The sequence below is a fragment of the Streptomyces marokkonensis genome (assembly GCF_008312835.1).
In the GTDB taxonomy this organism is placed as follows: Bacteria; Actinomycetota; Actinomycetes; order Streptomycetales; family Streptomycetaceae; genus Streptomyces; species Streptomyces marokkonensis_A.
Genome location: NZ_VSKS01000006.1, coordinates 66,979 through 83,341, shown reverse-complemented (window position 1 = coordinate 83,341; position 16,363 = coordinate 66,979). Strand labels below are relative to the sequence as shown.

The following is a 16,363-nucleotide window of genomic DNA, read 5'->3' as shown; positions in this document are numbered from 1 at the left end:
TCCCCTGCGCCGCCCCGGATACGAACGGTGGGAAAACCCTGGCCGGAAAGCCGGAGCGAGGATCGCCGGCCGCCTTGCCTTTCTGACTTTCTGTCAACGCGCGGATGTTGCCCGACCGCCTTGTTGGCCGACTGCGGGTTGTGCGAGAGTGAGCCACCCGTGCGGGGGTAAAGGCCGGGGACGCACGCGAGTTGATGAACCGGATCCGATTCGCCACAGGTGAATTCGCGCCCCCCGCGCCACGCCAAAGAGGTATGCACCAGTCGGGCTCCCTTTTCGGCGTCGGAAACGCTCGAATGTCACATGCGCTGTGGGAAGGAACCATCTCAGTGCACACCCCCCACCCCCCTCGACCTCCCTATCCCCCGCCGGGCGGGGATCCCGGGGAATCCGACGAGGCCCTCGCCGCCCGGCTGCGGGGCCGTCCGGAGGGCGAGGCCGCCTCTTCCGTCGCGCTGCTGACGGCGCGGCACTGGCAGTCGATGCACGACTACGCGGCGGTCTGCCTCGCCTCGTCGGGGCAGACCGCCGCGATGGTCTCCGCGGCCGCCCTGCACCGGGTCCTGGACCGGATCGCCACGGGCGAACCGGCCGTCGCCCTCCGGCCGGTTCTGCTGGTGGGGGTGCGGGACACGGTCCGGGAGTGGGCCGCCGACGATCGAATAGCGGGAGTTCTGCCGGCGCTGCAGAAACCGGCCGGCGGTCGCGGCATGCGTGCGGCGACGACCATGACTCCGGAAAACCGCGCACTCGCTCAGCGGGCATTCCGCTCCCTGCCCGCACTCGCGCGCTGTTTGCTGTGGCACGTCGAGGTCGAGGCGGAGCCGATTTCCGTACCGGCCGGTCTGCTGGGCATGGATCCCGACATCGCGTCGGGCGCACTCGAACAGGCGCGGGACAAATTCCGTCAAGGTTGTGTCCACGCGCATCAGGAACTGGCACCGACGAAGGACTGCCGCTTCTACAACCGTCTCCTCGACGTCCCCATCCGCCGGGGCGGGGCCCTGCTGCCGGACGTCCGGCAGCATCTCGCGGAGTGCCGCTACTGCCGGAACGCCGCGGAACAACTGAGCCACTTCGAAGGCGGACTGGGCACGCTGATCGCCGAGGCGGTGCTCGGGTGGGGGGCCCGGCGCTACCTCGACTCGCGCCCGGGGCGTGCGACGGCCGGACCGCGCGGCGGACGAGCGGCCCGCCGGCGCCGGGGCGGGGACGGCCGCTCCGGCAGCGGCCGGCACCGGCTGCTGTCCCGGATCCCCGTGCCGGACCGCCTCGCGGGCCTCGCGCTCCCGGACCCGGTGCGCTCCACGAGGACCCTGCTCACGGGCCTCGGCGCGGTGTCCGCCGGGGTGCTGGTGAGCGTGCTCATCGCCGGGTCCTCCACTCCGGACGGGGGCGCGGCCGACCCGACGGGCTCCCACGGCGCGGCGGGCGGCCGTGCCGCCGTACCGTCCGCGTCCCCGCCCGGTGCCGCCGGACTCCCCACCGCACCGGGCCGCACACGGCTGCGCAATGTCGCCTCGGGCCTGTGCCTCGACACCCGTGGCGAGCCCCAGGACGGTTCCGGGGCACGGCTTGCGGAGTGCTCCTCGGAGTGGACCCAGCAGTGGACCTACGAGGACGACGGGCTGCTGCGCAACGTGGCCGACCCCGGCCTCTGTCTGGACTCGCACAAGGACGCCGGTGTCGTCGTCCTCGGAACCTGCGCCGACACCGGGGACCGGCGTCGCGACGACGTGCGCTACGACCTCACGTTCCAGGGCGAGTTGCTGCCCCGCTGGGACGGACAACTGGCCCTGACCCCCGCGACCCTTGACGCGAACGCCGACATCGTCGTCAAGGTACGCGACCGGACGGTGAACCAGCGCTGGGCGGCCGAGGCCGTACGGACGGCCACGGACTCCCTCTCCATCACCGGTACGGACACCCCACCGGCCCGGCCGGCGGAGCTGGCCGAACCACTGGCGTGAGCACGCGCGGCCGGGCCGGGCCTCTCGGGAGCCCGCCCCGGCCGCGCGGCACGCGGCACGGAGCCGGCGGCCGGCACGCCACGGAGCCGCCGGTGGACGTACCCCGCCGACGTCAGACGGGGATGTCCGTGAGGTCGCCGGGGCCGATCGTGGACGGTGTGGCGTGGCCCGACAGGGCGAGAGTGAGGTCGAGTTCGGCGAGCAGGCAACGGATCACGTGTTCCACCCCCGCCTGGCCGTCGAGTCCGAGCCCGTAGACGTACGGGCGCCCCAGCAGCACCGCCCGTGCGCCGAGGGCGAGTGCCTTGAAGACGTCGTCCCCCGTGCGGACGCCGCTGTCGAACAGCACGGTGAGCCGGTCGCCGACGGCCTCCGCCACGCCGGGCAGCGCGTCCGCCGCCGCGATCGCCCCGGCCACCTGACGGCCGCCGTGGTTGGACACCACCACGCCGTCCATCCCGGCGTCCGCGGCGAGCCGGGCGTCGTCGGGGTGGAGCACCCCCTTGAGCACGATCGGGCCGTCCCAGTTCTCCCGCAGGAACGCCAGGTCCGGCCAGGACTTGGCGGGGTCGGCGAACATGCCGACGAAGTGCATCACCGCCGCGTTCGGGTCCTCGTGCACCGGTTTGGCCAGTCCCGCCAGGAACGCCGGGTCCGAGAAGTAGTTGGCGGTGCCCACCCCGTGCAGGAACGGCAGATAGGCCCGGTCGAGGTCGCGCGGGCGCCAGGACAGCAGGGGAGTGTCCAGCGTGACGACGAGAGCCGTGAATCCGGCGGTCCTCGCCCGGCCCAGGAAGCTCCGGGCCACCTCCACGTCCTTCGGCCAGTACAGCTGGAACCAGCGCTCCGCCCCGCCCATCGCCTCCGCGACCTCCTCCATCGGAGTGCTGGACGCGGAGGACAGCACGAACGGCACACCCTGCGCGGCGGCCGCCCGGGCGGCGGCGGACTCGGCGTCCGGATGCATGATCGACAGCACGCCGACCGGTGCCAGCGCCAGCGGTGCCGGCAGCGCACGGCCCAGCACCTCCACCGACAGATCGCGTTCGTGAACGTCCCGCAGCATGCGCGGCACGATCCGGCGCCGCTCGAACGCGGCCCGGTTGGCGCGGGCGGTGCTGCCGTTGCCCGCGTTGCCGGCGACGTACCCGACCGGACCGGGGCCGAGTCGCTGCTCGGTCAGCTCCTCCAGCCGGGTCAGATCGGTCGGCAGCCGGGGCACGGCACCCGTCATCCCGTGCAGGTAGATCTCGTACTGGAAGTCGGCCCAGTGCTTCGCCATCCGTCCCGCCCTGTCTCCTCGAGCCGTGTCGTCCCGACGCATACTGGCCGGTATGCGCGGGGCGCGTCCAGCGCGGGACGACCGGGAGTGCGGCGATCCGCCCCTGGACCGCCGCCTCCCGCCCGGCCGGGCTCGGCGTCCTGGGCCGGCTTCGGGCCGGGAACGCGTCCGATCGCCGTGATCTCCCCACGGTCGACCGCGAGCTCGTCATGACCAATGCGCGGGCGTTCCATGAACACAAGGGGTCGTGGAACGGTCTCACGACGGCAGATTCGGAATGTTTCAGGCCGATTAAACAGCAGCGGGTATTCGGCCATCCGGCCTCTTCGCATATGCGACGACCGCCCGGCTACCGGGTCGCGCCCTCGCCACTCTGTCACTTCGCGCCACTGATTCAACACGCAATGTTACTGAAACGCGCATGGTCGATGTGAGTTTCCGCCGTGGACTCGGCAGACTCCGGCACGCCGGTTCGGCATCACCGAGCACGGGCCGGCAACCCGTCGAACGAAGCGGAAGGATGCACACAATGCGGAACACCGCGCGCTGGGCCACCACCCTCGGCCTTACGGCCGCAGCCGTCTGCGCACCCCTGTCCGGGGCGGCACTGGCTGCTCCGGGAGATGCCCCGTCCGCGCTCTACGCCCCCTCGGCCCTGGTGCTCACCGTGGGCCACGGCGACAGCGTCGCGACCGTCACGCCGGAACGCGCGGTCACCCTGACCTGTGCCCCCGGCCCCTCGGGCACCCACCCGGCCGCCGCGTCGGCCTGCGCGGACCTGGACGGTGTCGGCGGCGACCTCGACGCCCTGACGATGCGGGAAGGCGTCTTCTGCACCAAGCAGTACGACCCGGTGCTCGTCACCGTCGACGGGGTGTGGCAGGGACAGCGCGTCTCCTACGAACGGATCTTCTCCAACGCGTGCGTGATGAGCGCTCACGGTTCGAGCCTCTTCGCGTTCTGAGACCGGGATCGCACGGTTCCCGTGACCGCGCGGCGGCCCGCAGACTTGGGGAGTGCGAGCCCCCTCGCGGAACGTGCGATCCCTGCAAGGAGGCCGACGGGCGGAGTGGGGCCGCCCGCCGGCCTCCGGGCTTTTCAGGGGCCGGGCGTCCTCACGCCCGGCCCCGGTGACTGGTGTCGCACCACGGATAGCGCCGGCTGCGGCGACAGGTGCACAGGGCCACGCGGAAGCGGTCGGAGGACACCACCGTGCCGTCCTCCAGCTCCACCTCCACCGGCCCTTCCAGCAGCAGCGGCCCCTTGCGCCGCACGGTGACGCGTCGCGGGGCGTCAGACGGGGAGTTCGGCACGGACCACCACCAGCTCTTCCTCGTTCTCCGCCGCGGGCAGAAGCCCCCGCTCCCGCAGCCACTCCTCCCGGTCCCGCAGCACCGGACCGAACGCGATGCGCCGGCGCCGGGTCACCGCGGCCTTCATCCCGGCCGTCCGCAGCCCGCCGAGCGTCTGCTCGGGACCGCTGAGCGCGGACTGCACGAGCAGCACCACACCGCCGGGCCGCAGCAGCGCCGGGGCCTCCCGGCAGATCCGGTCCAGGACGAGCCGCCCGTCGTCGCCCGCGTCCCAGGCCCGGGCCGCGCCACGCGGCTGACCACGCCGGTCGGGGGCCGGGACGTACGGGGGATTGGCGAGAATCAGGTCGAAGGACCGGCCCCGCACCGGGGCGAACAGGTTTCCCTGCCGGACCCGGACGGGCACGCCGGCCCGCAACGCGTTCAGCCGTGTCGTGCACACCGCGCGCCACGACACGTCGACCGCGGTCACGCGGCTGCCGCGCCGCGCGGCGGCCACGGCCAGCGCGCCGGATCCGGTTCCCACGTCGAGCACGTCGGCGCCCGGCGGGACGGGCTCCTCGAACAGGGCGCCGGCCAGCAGTTCGGTGTCCTCTTGCGGCGCGTACACGCCCGGCGGTACGAGTGATTTCACAGACCGCCGAGTACCCCTGTGCTCAGGAGGTATGGGTGAACTCTTGAGACAGGGGAGCGCGCAGGCACGAACGGCCCGCCCGCCAGTCGGCGAGCAGCCGGTCGCCGAGCAGGTCCTCGGTGAACACCGTGGCGTCGACGCCGAAGGCGATGTCACCCTCGAGGTGCGGCTCGTCCTCCAGCAGACCGCCGATGACGTCGTGGCGCACCACCTGCTCGTGCACCGCGTCCGCCTCCACGTGCTCGTCGTAGAAGTGCTCGGCCGCGGGCCCCGCGCCCGTACGGCGCATCGCCTCCGCGAGCCGCCGGGAACCGGGCGAGGAGGTGATCTCGACCGTCGCGAAGTGGCCCACCAGAGCTCCCCTGAGGGAGCGGTGCAGACCGAAGAGCGACATGAGATTCACGGTGACGAGGACTTCGGCGCGGGCGGCGTCGAGATAGCGGCCGTACGTGGTGTCCAGGCCCAGGTCGGTCATCAGTTCGGCGAACAGGTGGGCGTGCACCCGGTCGGCCCGGCCGCCGCCGTACTCGTCGAACTCCACCGCCGCCATCGCCGCCTTGGCCCGTCCCCGCAGCCGCGGCAGCACCCAGGCGTGCGGGTCGGCCTCCTTCAGGTGGTAGAGGGACCGCAGGGCGGCGTACTCGCGCAGCTGCCACAGCTCGCCCTTGTCACGGAGGAAGTGACTGACACCCGTGCCGTCCACCGGTTCCACCAGGATCCCGGCGAGCGCGTCCCCGACGCTTTCGTGGCGCCGGGCGTCCGCGCGGAGCGCGGTGAGGAAACGCCCCTCCAGGGCGGCGCGGGTGCCCAGCAGCCCGGGATCCCATTCGAGGTCGGGGGACACGCCCGCGAACCCGCGGTAGTGCAGTTCGTAGCAGAGGTACAGGGCGAGCTGGAGGTCGTCGCCGTACACCGGGGCGGCCGCGACGTCCCGCGCGGCGGGCAGCGGGCCGTCGCCCCGCAGATGGTTCTCCACGGCCAGGCTGAGGGGGCCGCGCGGTTCGGGCAGCAGGGGTTCCGATCGGGGGTGCTCCATGCGCCCCGGGTACCCGGACGGCGCACGGACACCCCCGATGGCGTGGCACCGGGCCGCCGGCGGGGTACTCCATGACCCCATGAAGGCATTAGTGATCAACTGCACCCTCAAGAAGTCACCCGAGCCCTCCAACACCGAGGCACTGTTCCGGACCGTCACCGAGGAGCTGGAGAAGGAGGGCGTGGAGGTCGAGGTCGTCCGCGCGGTCGACCTCGACATCGCTCCGGGCGTGGTCAGCGAGGCCGTGCACGAGGGCGACGACTGGCCGGACGTGCACGCGAGGCTCCTGGAGAGCGAGATCCTCGTCATCGCCACGCCGACCTGGCTCGGCCAGCCGTCGTCGGTCAGCAAGCGGGTCCTGGAGCGGATGGACGCGATGCTGTCCGAGACGGACGACGAGGGCCGCCCGGTCGCCTGCAACCGGGTCGCCGGCGTGGTCGTCACCGGCAACGAGGACGGCGCGCACCACGTCATCAGCGAGATCACCGGCGGCCTGCAGGACATCGGCTACACCATCCCCGGCCAGGCGTGGACCTACTGGAACCAGGGGCCCGGCCCCGGACCGAGCTTCCTCGAGGGCGGGAGCGGCCACGACTGGTCCCGCAAGACGGGCCGTGCCATGGCCGCCAACCTGCTGGGAGTGGCCCGGGCCCTCGAGGCCAGGCCGCTCGGCCCGCCGCCCCCGTAGGGGGCCGGGCTCACGTCCCGCCCTCGGACTCCTCCTGTGCCTGTGCGGTGCCACCGCCCCCTCCGCGGCGCCGGCGGCTCGCGGGAGTCCTGTGGGCGGCGTGCGGCCTCGCTCGGCCCTCCTCGAAGGCCGTCCCGGGCTTCTTCCGGTCGTCCCGCCGGGACACGGGGTCCTGCTGCCGTGCGCTCCCGGTCAGCCGCGCGCGCCGGCGACGCGCAGGGGTACGGGGTCGGTGGCGGCCGTCTCCTTCTCATTGAGGCGGGTGATCTCCGCCCACCAGGACGGGCCCTCCTCGATGTGGCGCAACAGCACCCCCTCGCGCAGTGCCCACGGGCAGATCGTCACGGTCCGCAGCCCGGTCAGCTTCATCGTCGTGTGGGCCACGACAGCGCCCGCCAGGCTCTGCACCGAGCGCGGCGCGGAGATGCCGGGCAGCCGGGCGCGCTCGGACGCGGGCAGGGCGGCCAGCCGGTCGATCGCCACGCGCAGGTCGGCGCTGGACAGCTCGCGTTCCACGAACGGTCCGTGCCGTCCGGGAGCCGCGCCGCACAGCCGCCCCAGCTGCTGGAAGGTGCGGGAGGTGGCGACCGCGGTGCGCGGTCCCTCCCAGCGGATCCGGGCCGCCGCGTCCCGCAGCTGGTGGCGCACGCGTCGGCGCAGCGCCCGCACCCGCTCCGGTGACGGAGGGTCCTCGTCCTCGAAGTACTCGTGCGTCAGCCGGGCCGCGCCCAGCGGCAGCGAGGCCGCGAAGTCGGGCAGCCTGCCGCGCCCGAAGGCGATTTCCACCGACCCCCCGCCGATGTCCAGCAGCGCCAGCGGCCCGCAGCGCCAGCCCATCCAGCGGCGCGCCGCGAGGAACGTGAGCTCCGCCTCGACCTCGCCCGGCAGGGTGCACAGGCCGACGCCCGTCCGCTCCCGGACCGTGCGCAGCACCTCCTGCCGGTTCGGGGCCCCGCGCACCACGGCCGTCGCGAAGGCCACCGGCCCCGACGCGCCCCAGCGCGTGGCGGTCCTGTCCGCCGCGGCCACCGCCTCCACCAGGTCCTCCACGGCCCGCTCCGGGACCGGCCCGCCCGGCGTGACCTGTTCGGACAGCCTGAGCCGCCACTTGGAGGTGTGAACCGGCAGCGGCGCACCGCCCTCCGTGTCCGACACGACGAGTCTGACGGTCTTCGATCCGACATCCACCACGCTGGTCCGCATGGAACGTGGGTACCCAATTACCGCGCTGACCAACGGACCGGCCGCCCCGGGCGGCGAAGACGCGCCACCGGCGCGGCCGGACGGGTGGGCGTGCCGCGCGTGGCCGGCGGGACCGTACGCGGGTGCCCGGGCGCGGACGCCCGACACCTCACGCGAGCTGCCGCCGCACGAGCTCGTGCAGCCGCCCCCCGGTGTCCGCGAGCAGCTGGGCGGGCGGGCCCTGCTGGACCACCTTGCCACCCTGCATCACGACCACCCGGTCCGCGTCCAGAACCGTCGACAGCCGGTGGGCGATGACGACGCGGGTCGCCTCCAGCGCCTTGGTGCTCTCGATCACCGTGCGCTGCGTCTCGTTGTCCAGGGCGCTGGTCGCCTCGTCGAAGAACAGGATCCGCGGCCGGCGGATCAGCGCCTGGGCGATCATCAGCCGCTGCCGCTGGCCGCCGGAGACCGCACCACTGCCGGACACGAGGGTGTGCAGCCCCATCGGCATCCGCCGGATGTCCTCGGCCAGCCCCGCCATCTCCGCCGCCGCCATCGCCTCCTCCGGTGTGTACGGCTCCGTCCCGCTGATGACGTCCAGGACGGACCCGGTGAACGGCTGCGCGTGCTGGAGCACCACACCGCACTGCCGGCGCACCGCCGACTGGTCGAGCGCGGCCAGGTCCTGGCCGTCGTACAGCACACTGCCCGACACCGGCCGGTCGAAGCCGATCAGCAGCCGCAGCAGCGTGGACTTGCCGCAGCCGCTCGGGCCCACCACCGCCACGAACTCGCCCGGCCGCACCTCGAAGGACACGTCGTCCAGGACCAGCGGCCCGTCGTCGGAGTAGCGGAAGGACAGCCGCCGCGCCTCGATCGCCCCGGACAGCGGGCCCGGCCGGGTGCTCGCCGCGCGCACCTCCGGGGTGGCGTCCAGCACCGGCCTGATCTGCTCGAACAGCGGCAGCGCCGCCACCGCCGAGACGAACGCGCCGGTCAGCTGGGTGACCGAGGTCAGCACCATCGTCACCGACGTGTTGAAGGTGAGGAACTCCGCCGCCGTCATCGAGCCGCGCGCCGGTCCCGCCAGCAGCATGAACATCGCCAGCGTGCACAGCGGCAGATAGACCGCGCCCAGGACCGCCGTCAGGTTCTTGATCCGGCCGGCCTTCTGCTGGAGCTCACGGCTGCGGGCGAACTCCGACGCCCAGGCGGCGTACGCGTAGTTCTCCGCCGCCGCCACCCGCAGCTTCGGCAGCCCGCGCAACGTCTGGAAGGCCTGGTTGTTCAGCTTGTTGGTGAGCACCACCAGGCGCCGCTGCCAGCGCACCTGCCACAGCCCGAGCCCCAGGAACACGCCCGCGACGACGACCAGCATCCCGATCGCGGCCAGCGCCATCGGCACACTGAACCACAGCAGCAGCCCCAGGTTCACCGCCCCCACGGTGACCGACTGGGCCACCGTGGGGCCCACCCCGGCCAGCAGCCGGCGGATCGCGCTGATGCCCATGGCCGCGCTCGCCAGCTCACCGGTGGAGCGCTCGGTGAAGAACCGGGTCGGCAGCCGCAGCAGCCTGTCCCACACGGCCGGCTGGAGCGTGGCCTCCACCCGGCCCTCGAGACGCAGCAGGGTGAGGTTCTGCAGCAGCATGAAGGCGGCCGCCACCACACTGGCGAGGATCACCGCGAGACACACCTGCGCGATCAGTCCGGTCTGCGCCTTCGGCACGAACTCGCCCAGGACCTTGCCGGTCGCGAGGGGCACCAGGGCGCCGATGGCCACCGTCACCAGACCGCTCAGCAGCAGACCGGTCAGATCACCCCGCGTCCCGGTCATGCAGAACCGCATCAGCCGCAGCGGGCTCAGGCGCCGCTCGGGCAGGGGGCGGTAGAACATCACCGCTCGGGGCTCGAACTCCTCGGCGTTCGCCTTCTCGACCGGCGTCTCCCTGCCGGTCGCGGGATGCACCGCCACGTAACCGCCGCGCCGCCACAGCAGCGCCACGGGCGCACCCGACAGGGCCCGGTGACCCACCAGCGGACCGACGTCGTCCCGCCACCAGCGGCCGGCCAGCCGTACGACACGGGTGCGCACCCGGGACGCCAGGGCGATCCGCTCGACCGGATCGAGCCGGTCCCCGCCGGTACCGGACTGCGCGGGCGCGGCGAGCGTGATCCCGGCCGCCCGCGCCACCAGCTCGCAGGCCGCGTACGTGGCGTCCGCGTCGGCCGCCGTCGTGCGCCGCCCCGACCGCTTGCCGAGGGCGGCGAGCAGGGTCAGGTCGGCCTGGGCGCGGACCGCCTCACCGGCCCTGATGCCCTCGGCGGTCCGCGTCTCGTGGGTCTGCTCCCGTTGCTCGATCCACCGGTCCAGCGTGGTCATCAGCCGGTACTGCTGGTCGACCATGCTCTGCCACAGCGCCGGATCCACCAGCAGGTCGGCCGCCGCCTCCGCTCCGTGGAGCGAGCCGTACTGCACGCTGCCCGGTGGGACCTGCATCCAGAACACGTCGTCGTCCGTGGGGGCCGCGGCCCCCTCCGCGGCCATCGGCGCCTGGAACAGGACGGCCAGGCTCCGTCCCACGCCGAGCGCGAGGGCGTACTCCAGCGGGCTCGTCGTCGGCGGTACGTACCGGGGGTTGCCGTACTCGTGGTACGACCAGGTCTGGGTGCTCGTCGGCTGGTACAGCTCGCGCAGCCCGATGCGGCGCACCACGCAGTCCCGCAGCGGTCGCGCCACCAGCGTGTGCGCCGGACCGGCCACCGGGCCCAGCACCAGCGAACCCGCCTCCAGCCGGCCCAGGTGGTGCCAGTGGCCCTGCTGCCCGGCGTCCACCGCGAACAGGTCCACGGCACCGGACGCGATGAGCCACAGCACCTGCGGCCCCTCGAGGTCCAGCCGGCCGAACCCGGAGCAGTCGACCGGTGTGCCCAGTGACCCGAGCGCGCCCAGGACGAGGTCGCCGCCCCGCCCCTCGTGCACGGCCGTCATCTCATCGCTCCCTGACCAGCGCCGCGTAGGCGCCGCCGCGCGCCACCAGTTCCTCGTGCCGTCCGCGCTCCACGACGGTGCCGTGGTCCAGGACGACGATCTCGTCGCTGTCGCGCACCGTGCTCAGCCGGTGGGCGATCACCACGCACGCGCAGCCGCGCCGGCGCAGGTTGTCCATCACCACCAGCTCGGTCTCGGCGTCCAGCGCGCTGGTCACCTCGTCCAGCACGAGGATGCTCGGCCTGCGCACCAGCGCCCGCGCGATCTCCAGGCGCTGGCGCTGCCCGCCGGAGAAGTTCCGGCCGTCCTGCTCGACCGGGCTGTGGATGCCGCCCGGCCGGCGCACGATCACGTCGTACAGCGCCGCGTCCCTGAGCGCCTCCACCACGGCCTCGTCCGGGATCGACGGGTCCCACAGCGCCACGTTGTCGCGGACGGTGCCCTCGAACAGGAACACGTCCTGGTCGACGAAGGAGACGGAGGCGGCCAGCGCCCCGCGCGGGATGTCCTCGATGCGCCGGCCGTCGATCCGGATCACGCCGTCCCACGGCGCGTACAGGCCCGAGATCAGCCGTGACACCGTGGACTTCCCGCTGCCGGAGCCGCCCACCAGCGCCACCTGCTGTCCGGGGCCCACGGTCAGGTCGAACCCGGTCAGCAGTGGCTTGTCCAGCGGGTTGTAGCCGAACGTGAGGTTCTGCAGCTCGACATGGCCGCGCAGGCGGCGGGTCGACTCGCCGGCTCCGGGACGGCCGTACAGCGGGTCCGCCCGGAAGTTCTCCACGTCCTTCAGCCGGGCCACGTCCGCCGCGAAGTCCTGGATCCGTCCCGCGACGCCGTTGAGCCGGGTCAGCGGAGCGGTGAACCGGGTGACCAGCGCCTGGAAGGCCACCAGCAGACCGACCGAGATGTGGCCCTCGACCGCCCGCATGCCGCCGATCCACAGGATCAGCGCGCTGTTCAGCGTGGCGAGCGTCGGCGCGACGATGCCGAGCCAGGCGCTCGGCACCCCGAGGCGCTGCTGCTCCTCCAGGGTGGTGGCGTGCTGCCCGGCCCACTTGCGGAAGTAGCCGTCCTCCCCGCCGGTCGCCTTCATCGTCTCGATCAGCTGCAGACCCGTGTACGCCGTGTTCGTGAGCCGCGCGGTGTCCGCCCGCAGCTTCGCCGTACGGGTCGCGCGCAGCCGGATGACGACCCGCATCGCCACGATGTTCAGCAGCGCCACCCCGATGCCCACGAAGGTGAGCTGGGGGTCGTAGGTGTACAGCAGCACCGCGTACAGCACGACCACCACCGCGTCCACGCCCGCCGCCGACAGATCGCGGGCCAGCGTCTCGGCCACCGCGTCGTTGGACTGCAGCCGCTGCACCAGGTCGGCCGGGCTGCGCTGGGCGAAGAACGTCACCGGCAGCCGCAGCAGATGGCGCAGGAAGCGGGCACTGGACAGCGTCGACGAGATGAGCCGGCCGCGCAGCAGGTTTCCCTGCTGGAGCCAGGTCAGCACCAGCGTGAGCAGCACGCACGCGCCCATCGACGTGAACAGCACGTCCAGCGTCGAGGTCCGGCCGCCGATCAGGAACTCGTCGATGAAGGAACGGCTGAGTCCGGGCACCGCCGCGCCCACCGCCACCAGCAGCAGACTCGACAGCACCACCGCGGGCATGGTGCCCGCCGTGCCGCGCAGCCGGGCCGGCATCGCCCCGAGCACGCCCGGCTTGCGGCCGCCCCGGCTGAAGTCGTCACCGGGTTCCATCACCAGTACGACACCGGTGAAGCTGCCGTCGAACTCCTCCAGGGGGACGAACCGACGGCCCTTGCCGGGGTCGTTGACGTACACGCCGCGGCGGCCGAACCTGCGGCCCATGCCGTCGTAGACGACGTAGTGGTTGAACTCCCAGAACAGGATGGCCGGCGCCGTCACCTCGGCGAGGGCGGCCAGGTCCATCTGCATGCCCTTGGCGGTCAGCCCGTAACCGCGGGCGGCCTTCAGCAGGTTGCTGGCGCGCGAGCCGTCCCGCGAGACACCGCAGGCGATCCGCAGCTCCTCCAGCGGGACGTGGCGGCCGTAGTGGCCGAGCACCATCGCGAGGGAGGCGGCGCCGCACTCCACGGCCTCCATCTGCAGCACGGTGGGCGTACGGACGGTCTTCGCCCGGGACGCGGGCACCTTGCGCCCGGGCGGGGCGGCCCGGCGTCTGCCGCGGGTCTCCTGGGCGGTGGTCACGGCAGCAGCCAGTCGACGGGGCGCCGGTCGGCCAGCCGCACCGAACCCGTGGCCAGGGTCATCGAGGTCAGTTCGAACGGCGGGCCCTCCGCGGAGGACCACGCGTAGCCGCTCCTCGTGGCGGCCGACTTCTCCAGTTCGACCGTGACCGCCACCGGCCTGCCCTCCTTGGTGAACTGCTCGCCGAGCCGCCTGTCCCCGAGGAACGCGGCGATGCGCTGGGCGGACTGGGCGGTGCGGTCCACCGACCGCACCGTGCCGTGCAGCACGCCGTACTCCTGGCTCGGCACCGACTGCACGGTCAGGTCGACGGAGGCGCGCGCGGGAATGCCGGCGGCACTCTCGGCGGGGACGTACACCGTCGCGTACAGGGGGGCGTCCTCGCGGGCGACCTTCTCCACGGCGGCGACGTCCGCGCCGGTGGCGATGATCTGCCCGGTGCTGGCGGCGAGCGCGGTGATCCGGCCCGCGTCGAGGGTGCGGACGAGCGTGTCGCCCCGCTCGGTGCGCACCTTCAGGACGGGGGAACCGGCGGGCAGCCGCTGGCCCTCCTCCGCCAGGACGGCGGTGACCTGGCCGGCGACGGGGCTCTGCAGGACGTAACTGCCCTGCCCGTACGTGAGGACGGCGGGCGCGCCGACCGTGGAGGTGACCGACCCGGTCAGCGCCCACACCGAGGCCGCCGCCATCGCGACCACGGTCACGGACAGCACCAGCCAGCCCTGCGGGCGGGCGAAGCGCACCGGGAGGTCGAGCTCCTCCGGTGACTGGAGCCTGGCGAGGGCCTGTTGGCGGAACTGCACGGGTTGTGCCTCACCTGGATGAACTGTGCGATGTGACGGGGGACCGCGGCGGCGCCACGGAGTCCCGGAGCCGGGGCGGCTCCGGAACTCCGTGGCGCGAGGGCGCGATCAGAGACCGGCGACCAGGTTCGTGACCGGGGCGGTGTTCAGGCCGGTGGCACCCTCGACGGTGCCGACGACGGTGTCGACCAGGCCGGAGACGGGGGCGATGCTGTCCACCGCGCCCGTGAGGGTGTTCACGGCGTTCACGGACAGGCCGCCGGAGACGCTGTCGAGGTCGGCGTCGGAGATCTCGACGGTCTCGACCTGGGGGGTGGAGTTCATGATGGAACTTCCCTTCGTATGGAATGTCACAAGGGGGAGCGGCCCCCTCCGGGGACAGATGAAGGCCGCGACCGCGGGCGCCGAACGCCCGTCGCCGGGAGCCCGGAACGGCCTTGCGGTGCGATGGATCAAAGCACGCCGGTGGCACGGGCTTCCAATCAACCAAACCTCTCACCAGGCAACTTGCGCCGCTCGGGCACCCAAGCGTGCAGACGGGGGCACCAGTCGGCGGCGAGTCCTTCACATGCCCCACCGCATCGACCCATCCGGCCACTTGCGTCCCGGTGGCCGGAATCCGGCACACCGGCCCCAAAGACGTGACGCGGGCGGCCGGAGGGTGGAGGCACACCGACTCCGGTGACCGGCTTGGGCATTCGCTGTGCAGATTCCCTGAAGCCGGGATTCCGCTTCACGGTCGCCACGCCCCGCGCACGGCCGGTCGCGGTACGCGAGGGCGGGGCGGGATTGAACGCGCCCGGTGCCACGCGCGTACCAACAGCCATCCAGGCGCCCCGAAAGCCGCCGAACGGCGGCACGACTCCCGTCCCCCCAGGAGGTCGAGTAGTTTGAGTCACAAGCGAATTCCGAAGCGCAAGGCCGCGATAGCGGTGGGCGGTGTGGTGGCGCTCGGAGCCGCCGCGATCCTGCTCCCGAACGCCAACGCGTCGCAGGACGGCGCGTCGGACGACGCCGCGGCGGCGCCGAAGACCCTCAAGGCGGGCGACGCCTCGGATCTCGCCTCGCAGCTCGCCGGGCTCCTCGGTGACGCGTTCGCCGGCTCCTACTACGACGGCGGGAACAAGCAGCTCGTCGTCAACGTCGTACCGGGCGACAACAACAACGTGATCGTGCAGGCCAAGAAGGCGGGCGCGGCCGTCCGCGAGGTCGACAACAGCATGACCGAACTGGAGGCGGGGGCGCGGACGCTGAAGGCGGAGGCGACCATCCCGGGCACCTCGTGGGCCGTGGACCCGCGCACCAACAAGATCCTCGTCACCGCGGACAGCACGGTGACCGGCGACAAGTGGGACCGGCTGGAGTCCACCGTGCGGAGCCTCGGCTCCGGCATGGCGACCATCAAGAAGTCGGCGGGCACCTTCAAGACGTTCGTGTCCGGCGGCGACGCCATCTTCTCCGGCGGTGCCCGGTGCTCGCTCGGCTTCAACGTCACCGCGGGCGACGGCAGTCCGGCGTTCCTGACGGCCGGTCACTGTGCGGCCGGGGGCGACCAGTGGTCCGACGCGCAGGGCGGACAGCCGATCGCCACGGTCGACCAGGCGGTCTTCCCGGGTGAGGGCGACTTCGCACTCGTCACGTACGACGACCCCGCCACCCAGGCGCCGAGCGAGGTCGACCTCGGCGACCAGACGCTTCCGATCGTCCAGGCCGCCGAGGCCACCGTCGGGCAGGAGGTGTTCCGGATGGGCAGCACCACCGGGCTCGCCGACGGCCAGGTGCTCGGTCTGAACGCCACGGTGAACTACCCGGAGGGCACGGTCACCGGTCTCATCCAGACCGACGTCTGCGCGGAACCCGGCGACAGCGGCGGCTCGATGTTCACCCAGGACGGCCTCGCCATCGGCCTGACCTCGGGCGGCAGCGGCGACTGCACGTCCGGCGGCGAGACGTTCTTCCAGCCGGTCACCACCGCCCTGGCGGCGGTCGGCGCGACCCTCGGCGCGGGAGAGGGCGCGGGCGGCGGCGACGAGGCGGGCGGCGGGGAGGCCGGCGCGGGCGAGGCGGCCGGCGGCCAGGAGGCCGGTGGTGAGCAGGCCGGTGGTCAGGACGTCGGCGGTGAGCAGGCCGGTGCCGGCGAGGAGGCCGGCGCGGGAGCCGGTGACGGAGCAGGCCAGGGCGCCGAGGACGGCTCCGGCCTGACGCAGACCCACTGACACCCCGCCTCCGGGGCACC

Annotated in this window: 13 protein-coding genes; 4 read left to right on the top strand and 9 right to left on the bottom strand. The window is 73.1% G+C overall.

Annotated elements, in window-relative coordinates; genetic code table 11:
- Nucleotides 1–329: 329 nt before the first annotated feature.
- Nucleotides 330–1,970, top strand: coding sequence for an RICIN domain-containing protein (locus F1615_RS12635; protein ID WP_149549037.1), 1,641 nt, complete (start codon nt 330–332; stop codon nt 1,968–1,970).
- Between the two features lie 112 nt (nt 1,971–2,082).
- Here F1615_RS12635 and F1615_RS12630 read toward each other — a convergent pair whose 3' ends face one another.
- Entirely contained in the window at nt 2,083–3,252 is a 1,170-nt protein-coding gene (locus tag F1615_RS12630; protein WP_149549036.1) for a lactate 2-monooxygenase, read from the bottom strand.
- Nucleotides 3,253–3,781: 529 nt separating this feature from the next.
- Between F1615_RS12630 and F1615_RS12625 the strand changes: the two genes are divergently transcribed.
- Complete coding sequence (locus F1615_RS12625) at nt 3,782–4,216, top strand: subtilase-type protease inhibitor (protein WP_149549035.1); 435 nt, start codon at nt 3,782–3,784, stop codon at nt 4,214–4,216.
- Between the two features lie 151 nt (nt 4,217–4,367).
- Here F1615_RS12625 and F1615_RS12620 read toward each other — a convergent pair whose 3' ends face one another.
- Genes F1615_RS12620 through F1615_RS12610 form a run of 3 tightly spaced genes read right to left on the bottom strand, consistent with a single transcriptional unit; the run spans nt 4,368 to nt 6,235 of the window.
- Nucleotides 4,368–4,565 carry a CDGSH iron-sulfur domain-containing protein gene (locus F1615_RS12620; protein WP_149549034.1) on the bottom strand — a complete coding sequence of 66 codons (198 nt, stop codon included), beginning with the start codon at nt 4,563–4,565 and terminating at the stop codon, nt 4,368–4,370.
- Nucleotides 4,546–5,175 (bottom strand): HemK2/MTQ2 family protein methyltransferase, encoded by a 630-nt coding sequence (locus F1615_RS12615; protein ID WP_208818298.1) that lies wholly within the window; start codon nt 5,173–5,175, stop codon nt 4,546–4,548. The genes F1615_RS12620 and F1615_RS12615 overlap by 20 nt, the downstream gene beginning before the upstream one ends.
- 46 nt (nt 5,176–5,221) lie before the next feature.
- Nucleotides 5,222–6,235, bottom strand: a complete 1,014-nt coding sequence (locus F1615_RS12610) for an iron-containing redox enzyme family protein (RefSeq protein ID WP_149549033.1) — start codon at nt 6,233–6,235, stop codon at nt 5,222–5,224.
- Nucleotides 6,236–6,314: 79 nt separating this feature from the next.
- Between F1615_RS12610 and F1615_RS12605 the strand changes: the two genes are divergently transcribed.
- A complete protein-coding gene (locus F1615_RS12605; RefSeq protein ID WP_149549032.1) occupies nt 6,315–6,923 on the top strand; it encodes a flavodoxin family protein in 609 nt (202 codons plus the stop codon).
- Nucleotides 6,924–7,115: 192 nt separating this feature from the next.
- Here the strand turns inward: F1615_RS12605 and F1615_RS12600 are convergent, their stop codons facing one another.
- From F1615_RS12600 to F1615_RS12580, 5 genes are all read right to left on the bottom strand, one after another.
- Nucleotides 7,116–8,126 (bottom strand): Ppx/GppA family phosphatase, encoded by a 1,011-nt coding sequence (locus F1615_RS12600; protein WP_149549031.1) that lies wholly within the window; start codon nt 8,124–8,126, stop codon nt 7,116–7,118.
- A 148-nt stretch (nt 8,127–8,274) separates the two neighbouring features.
- Nucleotides 8,275–11,100, bottom strand: coding sequence for an NHLP bacteriocin export ABC transporter permease/ATPase subunit (locus F1615_RS12595; protein WP_149549030.1), 2,826 nt, complete (start codon nt 11,098–11,100; stop codon nt 8,275–8,277).
- 1 nt (nt 11,101) lies between these two features.
- Nucleotides 11,102–13,324 (bottom strand): NHLP family bacteriocin export ABC transporter peptidase/permease/ATPase subunit, encoded by a 2,223-nt coding sequence (locus F1615_RS12590; RefSeq protein ID WP_149549029.1) that lies wholly within the window; start codon nt 13,322–13,324, stop codon nt 11,102–11,104.
- Nucleotides 13,321–14,127, bottom strand: a complete 807-nt coding sequence (locus tag F1615_RS12585; protein ID WP_149549028.1) for an HlyD family efflux transporter periplasmic adaptor subunit — start codon at nt 14,125–14,127, stop codon at nt 13,321–13,323. Before F1615_RS12585 ends, F1615_RS12590 begins: the two co-directional genes overlap by 4 nt.
- A gap of 108 nt (nt 14,128–14,235) precedes the next feature.
- Nucleotides 14,236–14,451: a type A2 lantipeptide gene (locus F1615_RS12580; protein ID WP_149549027.1), complete on the bottom strand. Its 216-nt coding sequence runs from the start codon at nt 14,449–14,451 to the stop codon at nt 14,236–14,238.
- A 566-nt stretch (nt 14,452–15,017) separates the two neighbouring features.
- On the opposite strand from F1615_RS12580, the gene F1615_RS12575 reads away from it, so the two are divergent.
- The gene (locus F1615_RS12575; RefSeq protein WP_149549026.1) at nt 15,018–16,343 is read left to right on the top strand and encodes a S1 family peptidase; all 1,326 of its coding nucleotides are present in this window, start codon (nt 15,018–15,020) and stop codon (nt 16,341–16,343) included.
- The last annotated feature ends 20 nt before the right edge of the window (nt 16,344–16,363 follow it).

Bases quoted from the DNA above. Each gene is read 5' to 3' on its own strand.
- F1615_RS12610 (WP_149549033.1), bottom strand. From the start codon at position 6,235: ATGGAGCACCCCCGATCGGAACCCCTGCTGCCCGAACCGCGCGGCCCC.
- F1615_RS12625 (WP_149549035.1), top strand. From the start codon at position 3,782: ATGCGGAACACCGCGCGCTGGGCCACCACCCTCGGCCTTACGGCCGCA.
- F1615_RS12605 (WP_149549032.1), top strand. From the start codon at position 6,315: ATGAAGGCATTAGTGATCAACTGCACCCTCAAGAAGTCACCCGAGCCC.
- F1615_RS12630 (WP_149549036.1), bottom strand. From the start codon at position 3,252: ATGGCGAAGCACTGGGCCGACTTCCAGTACGAGATCTACCTGCACGGG.
- F1615_RS12580 (WP_149549027.1), bottom strand. From the start codon at position 14,451: ATGAACTCCACCCCCCAGGTCGAGACCGTCGAGATCTCCGACGCCGAC.
- F1615_RS12595 (WP_149549030.1), bottom strand. From the start codon at position 11,100: ATGACGGCCGTGCACGAGGGGCGGGGCGGCGACCTCGTCCTGGGCGCG.
- F1615_RS12600 (WP_149549031.1), bottom strand. From the start codon at position 8,126: ATGCGGACCAGCGTGGTGGATGTCGGATCGAAGACCGTCAGACTCGTC.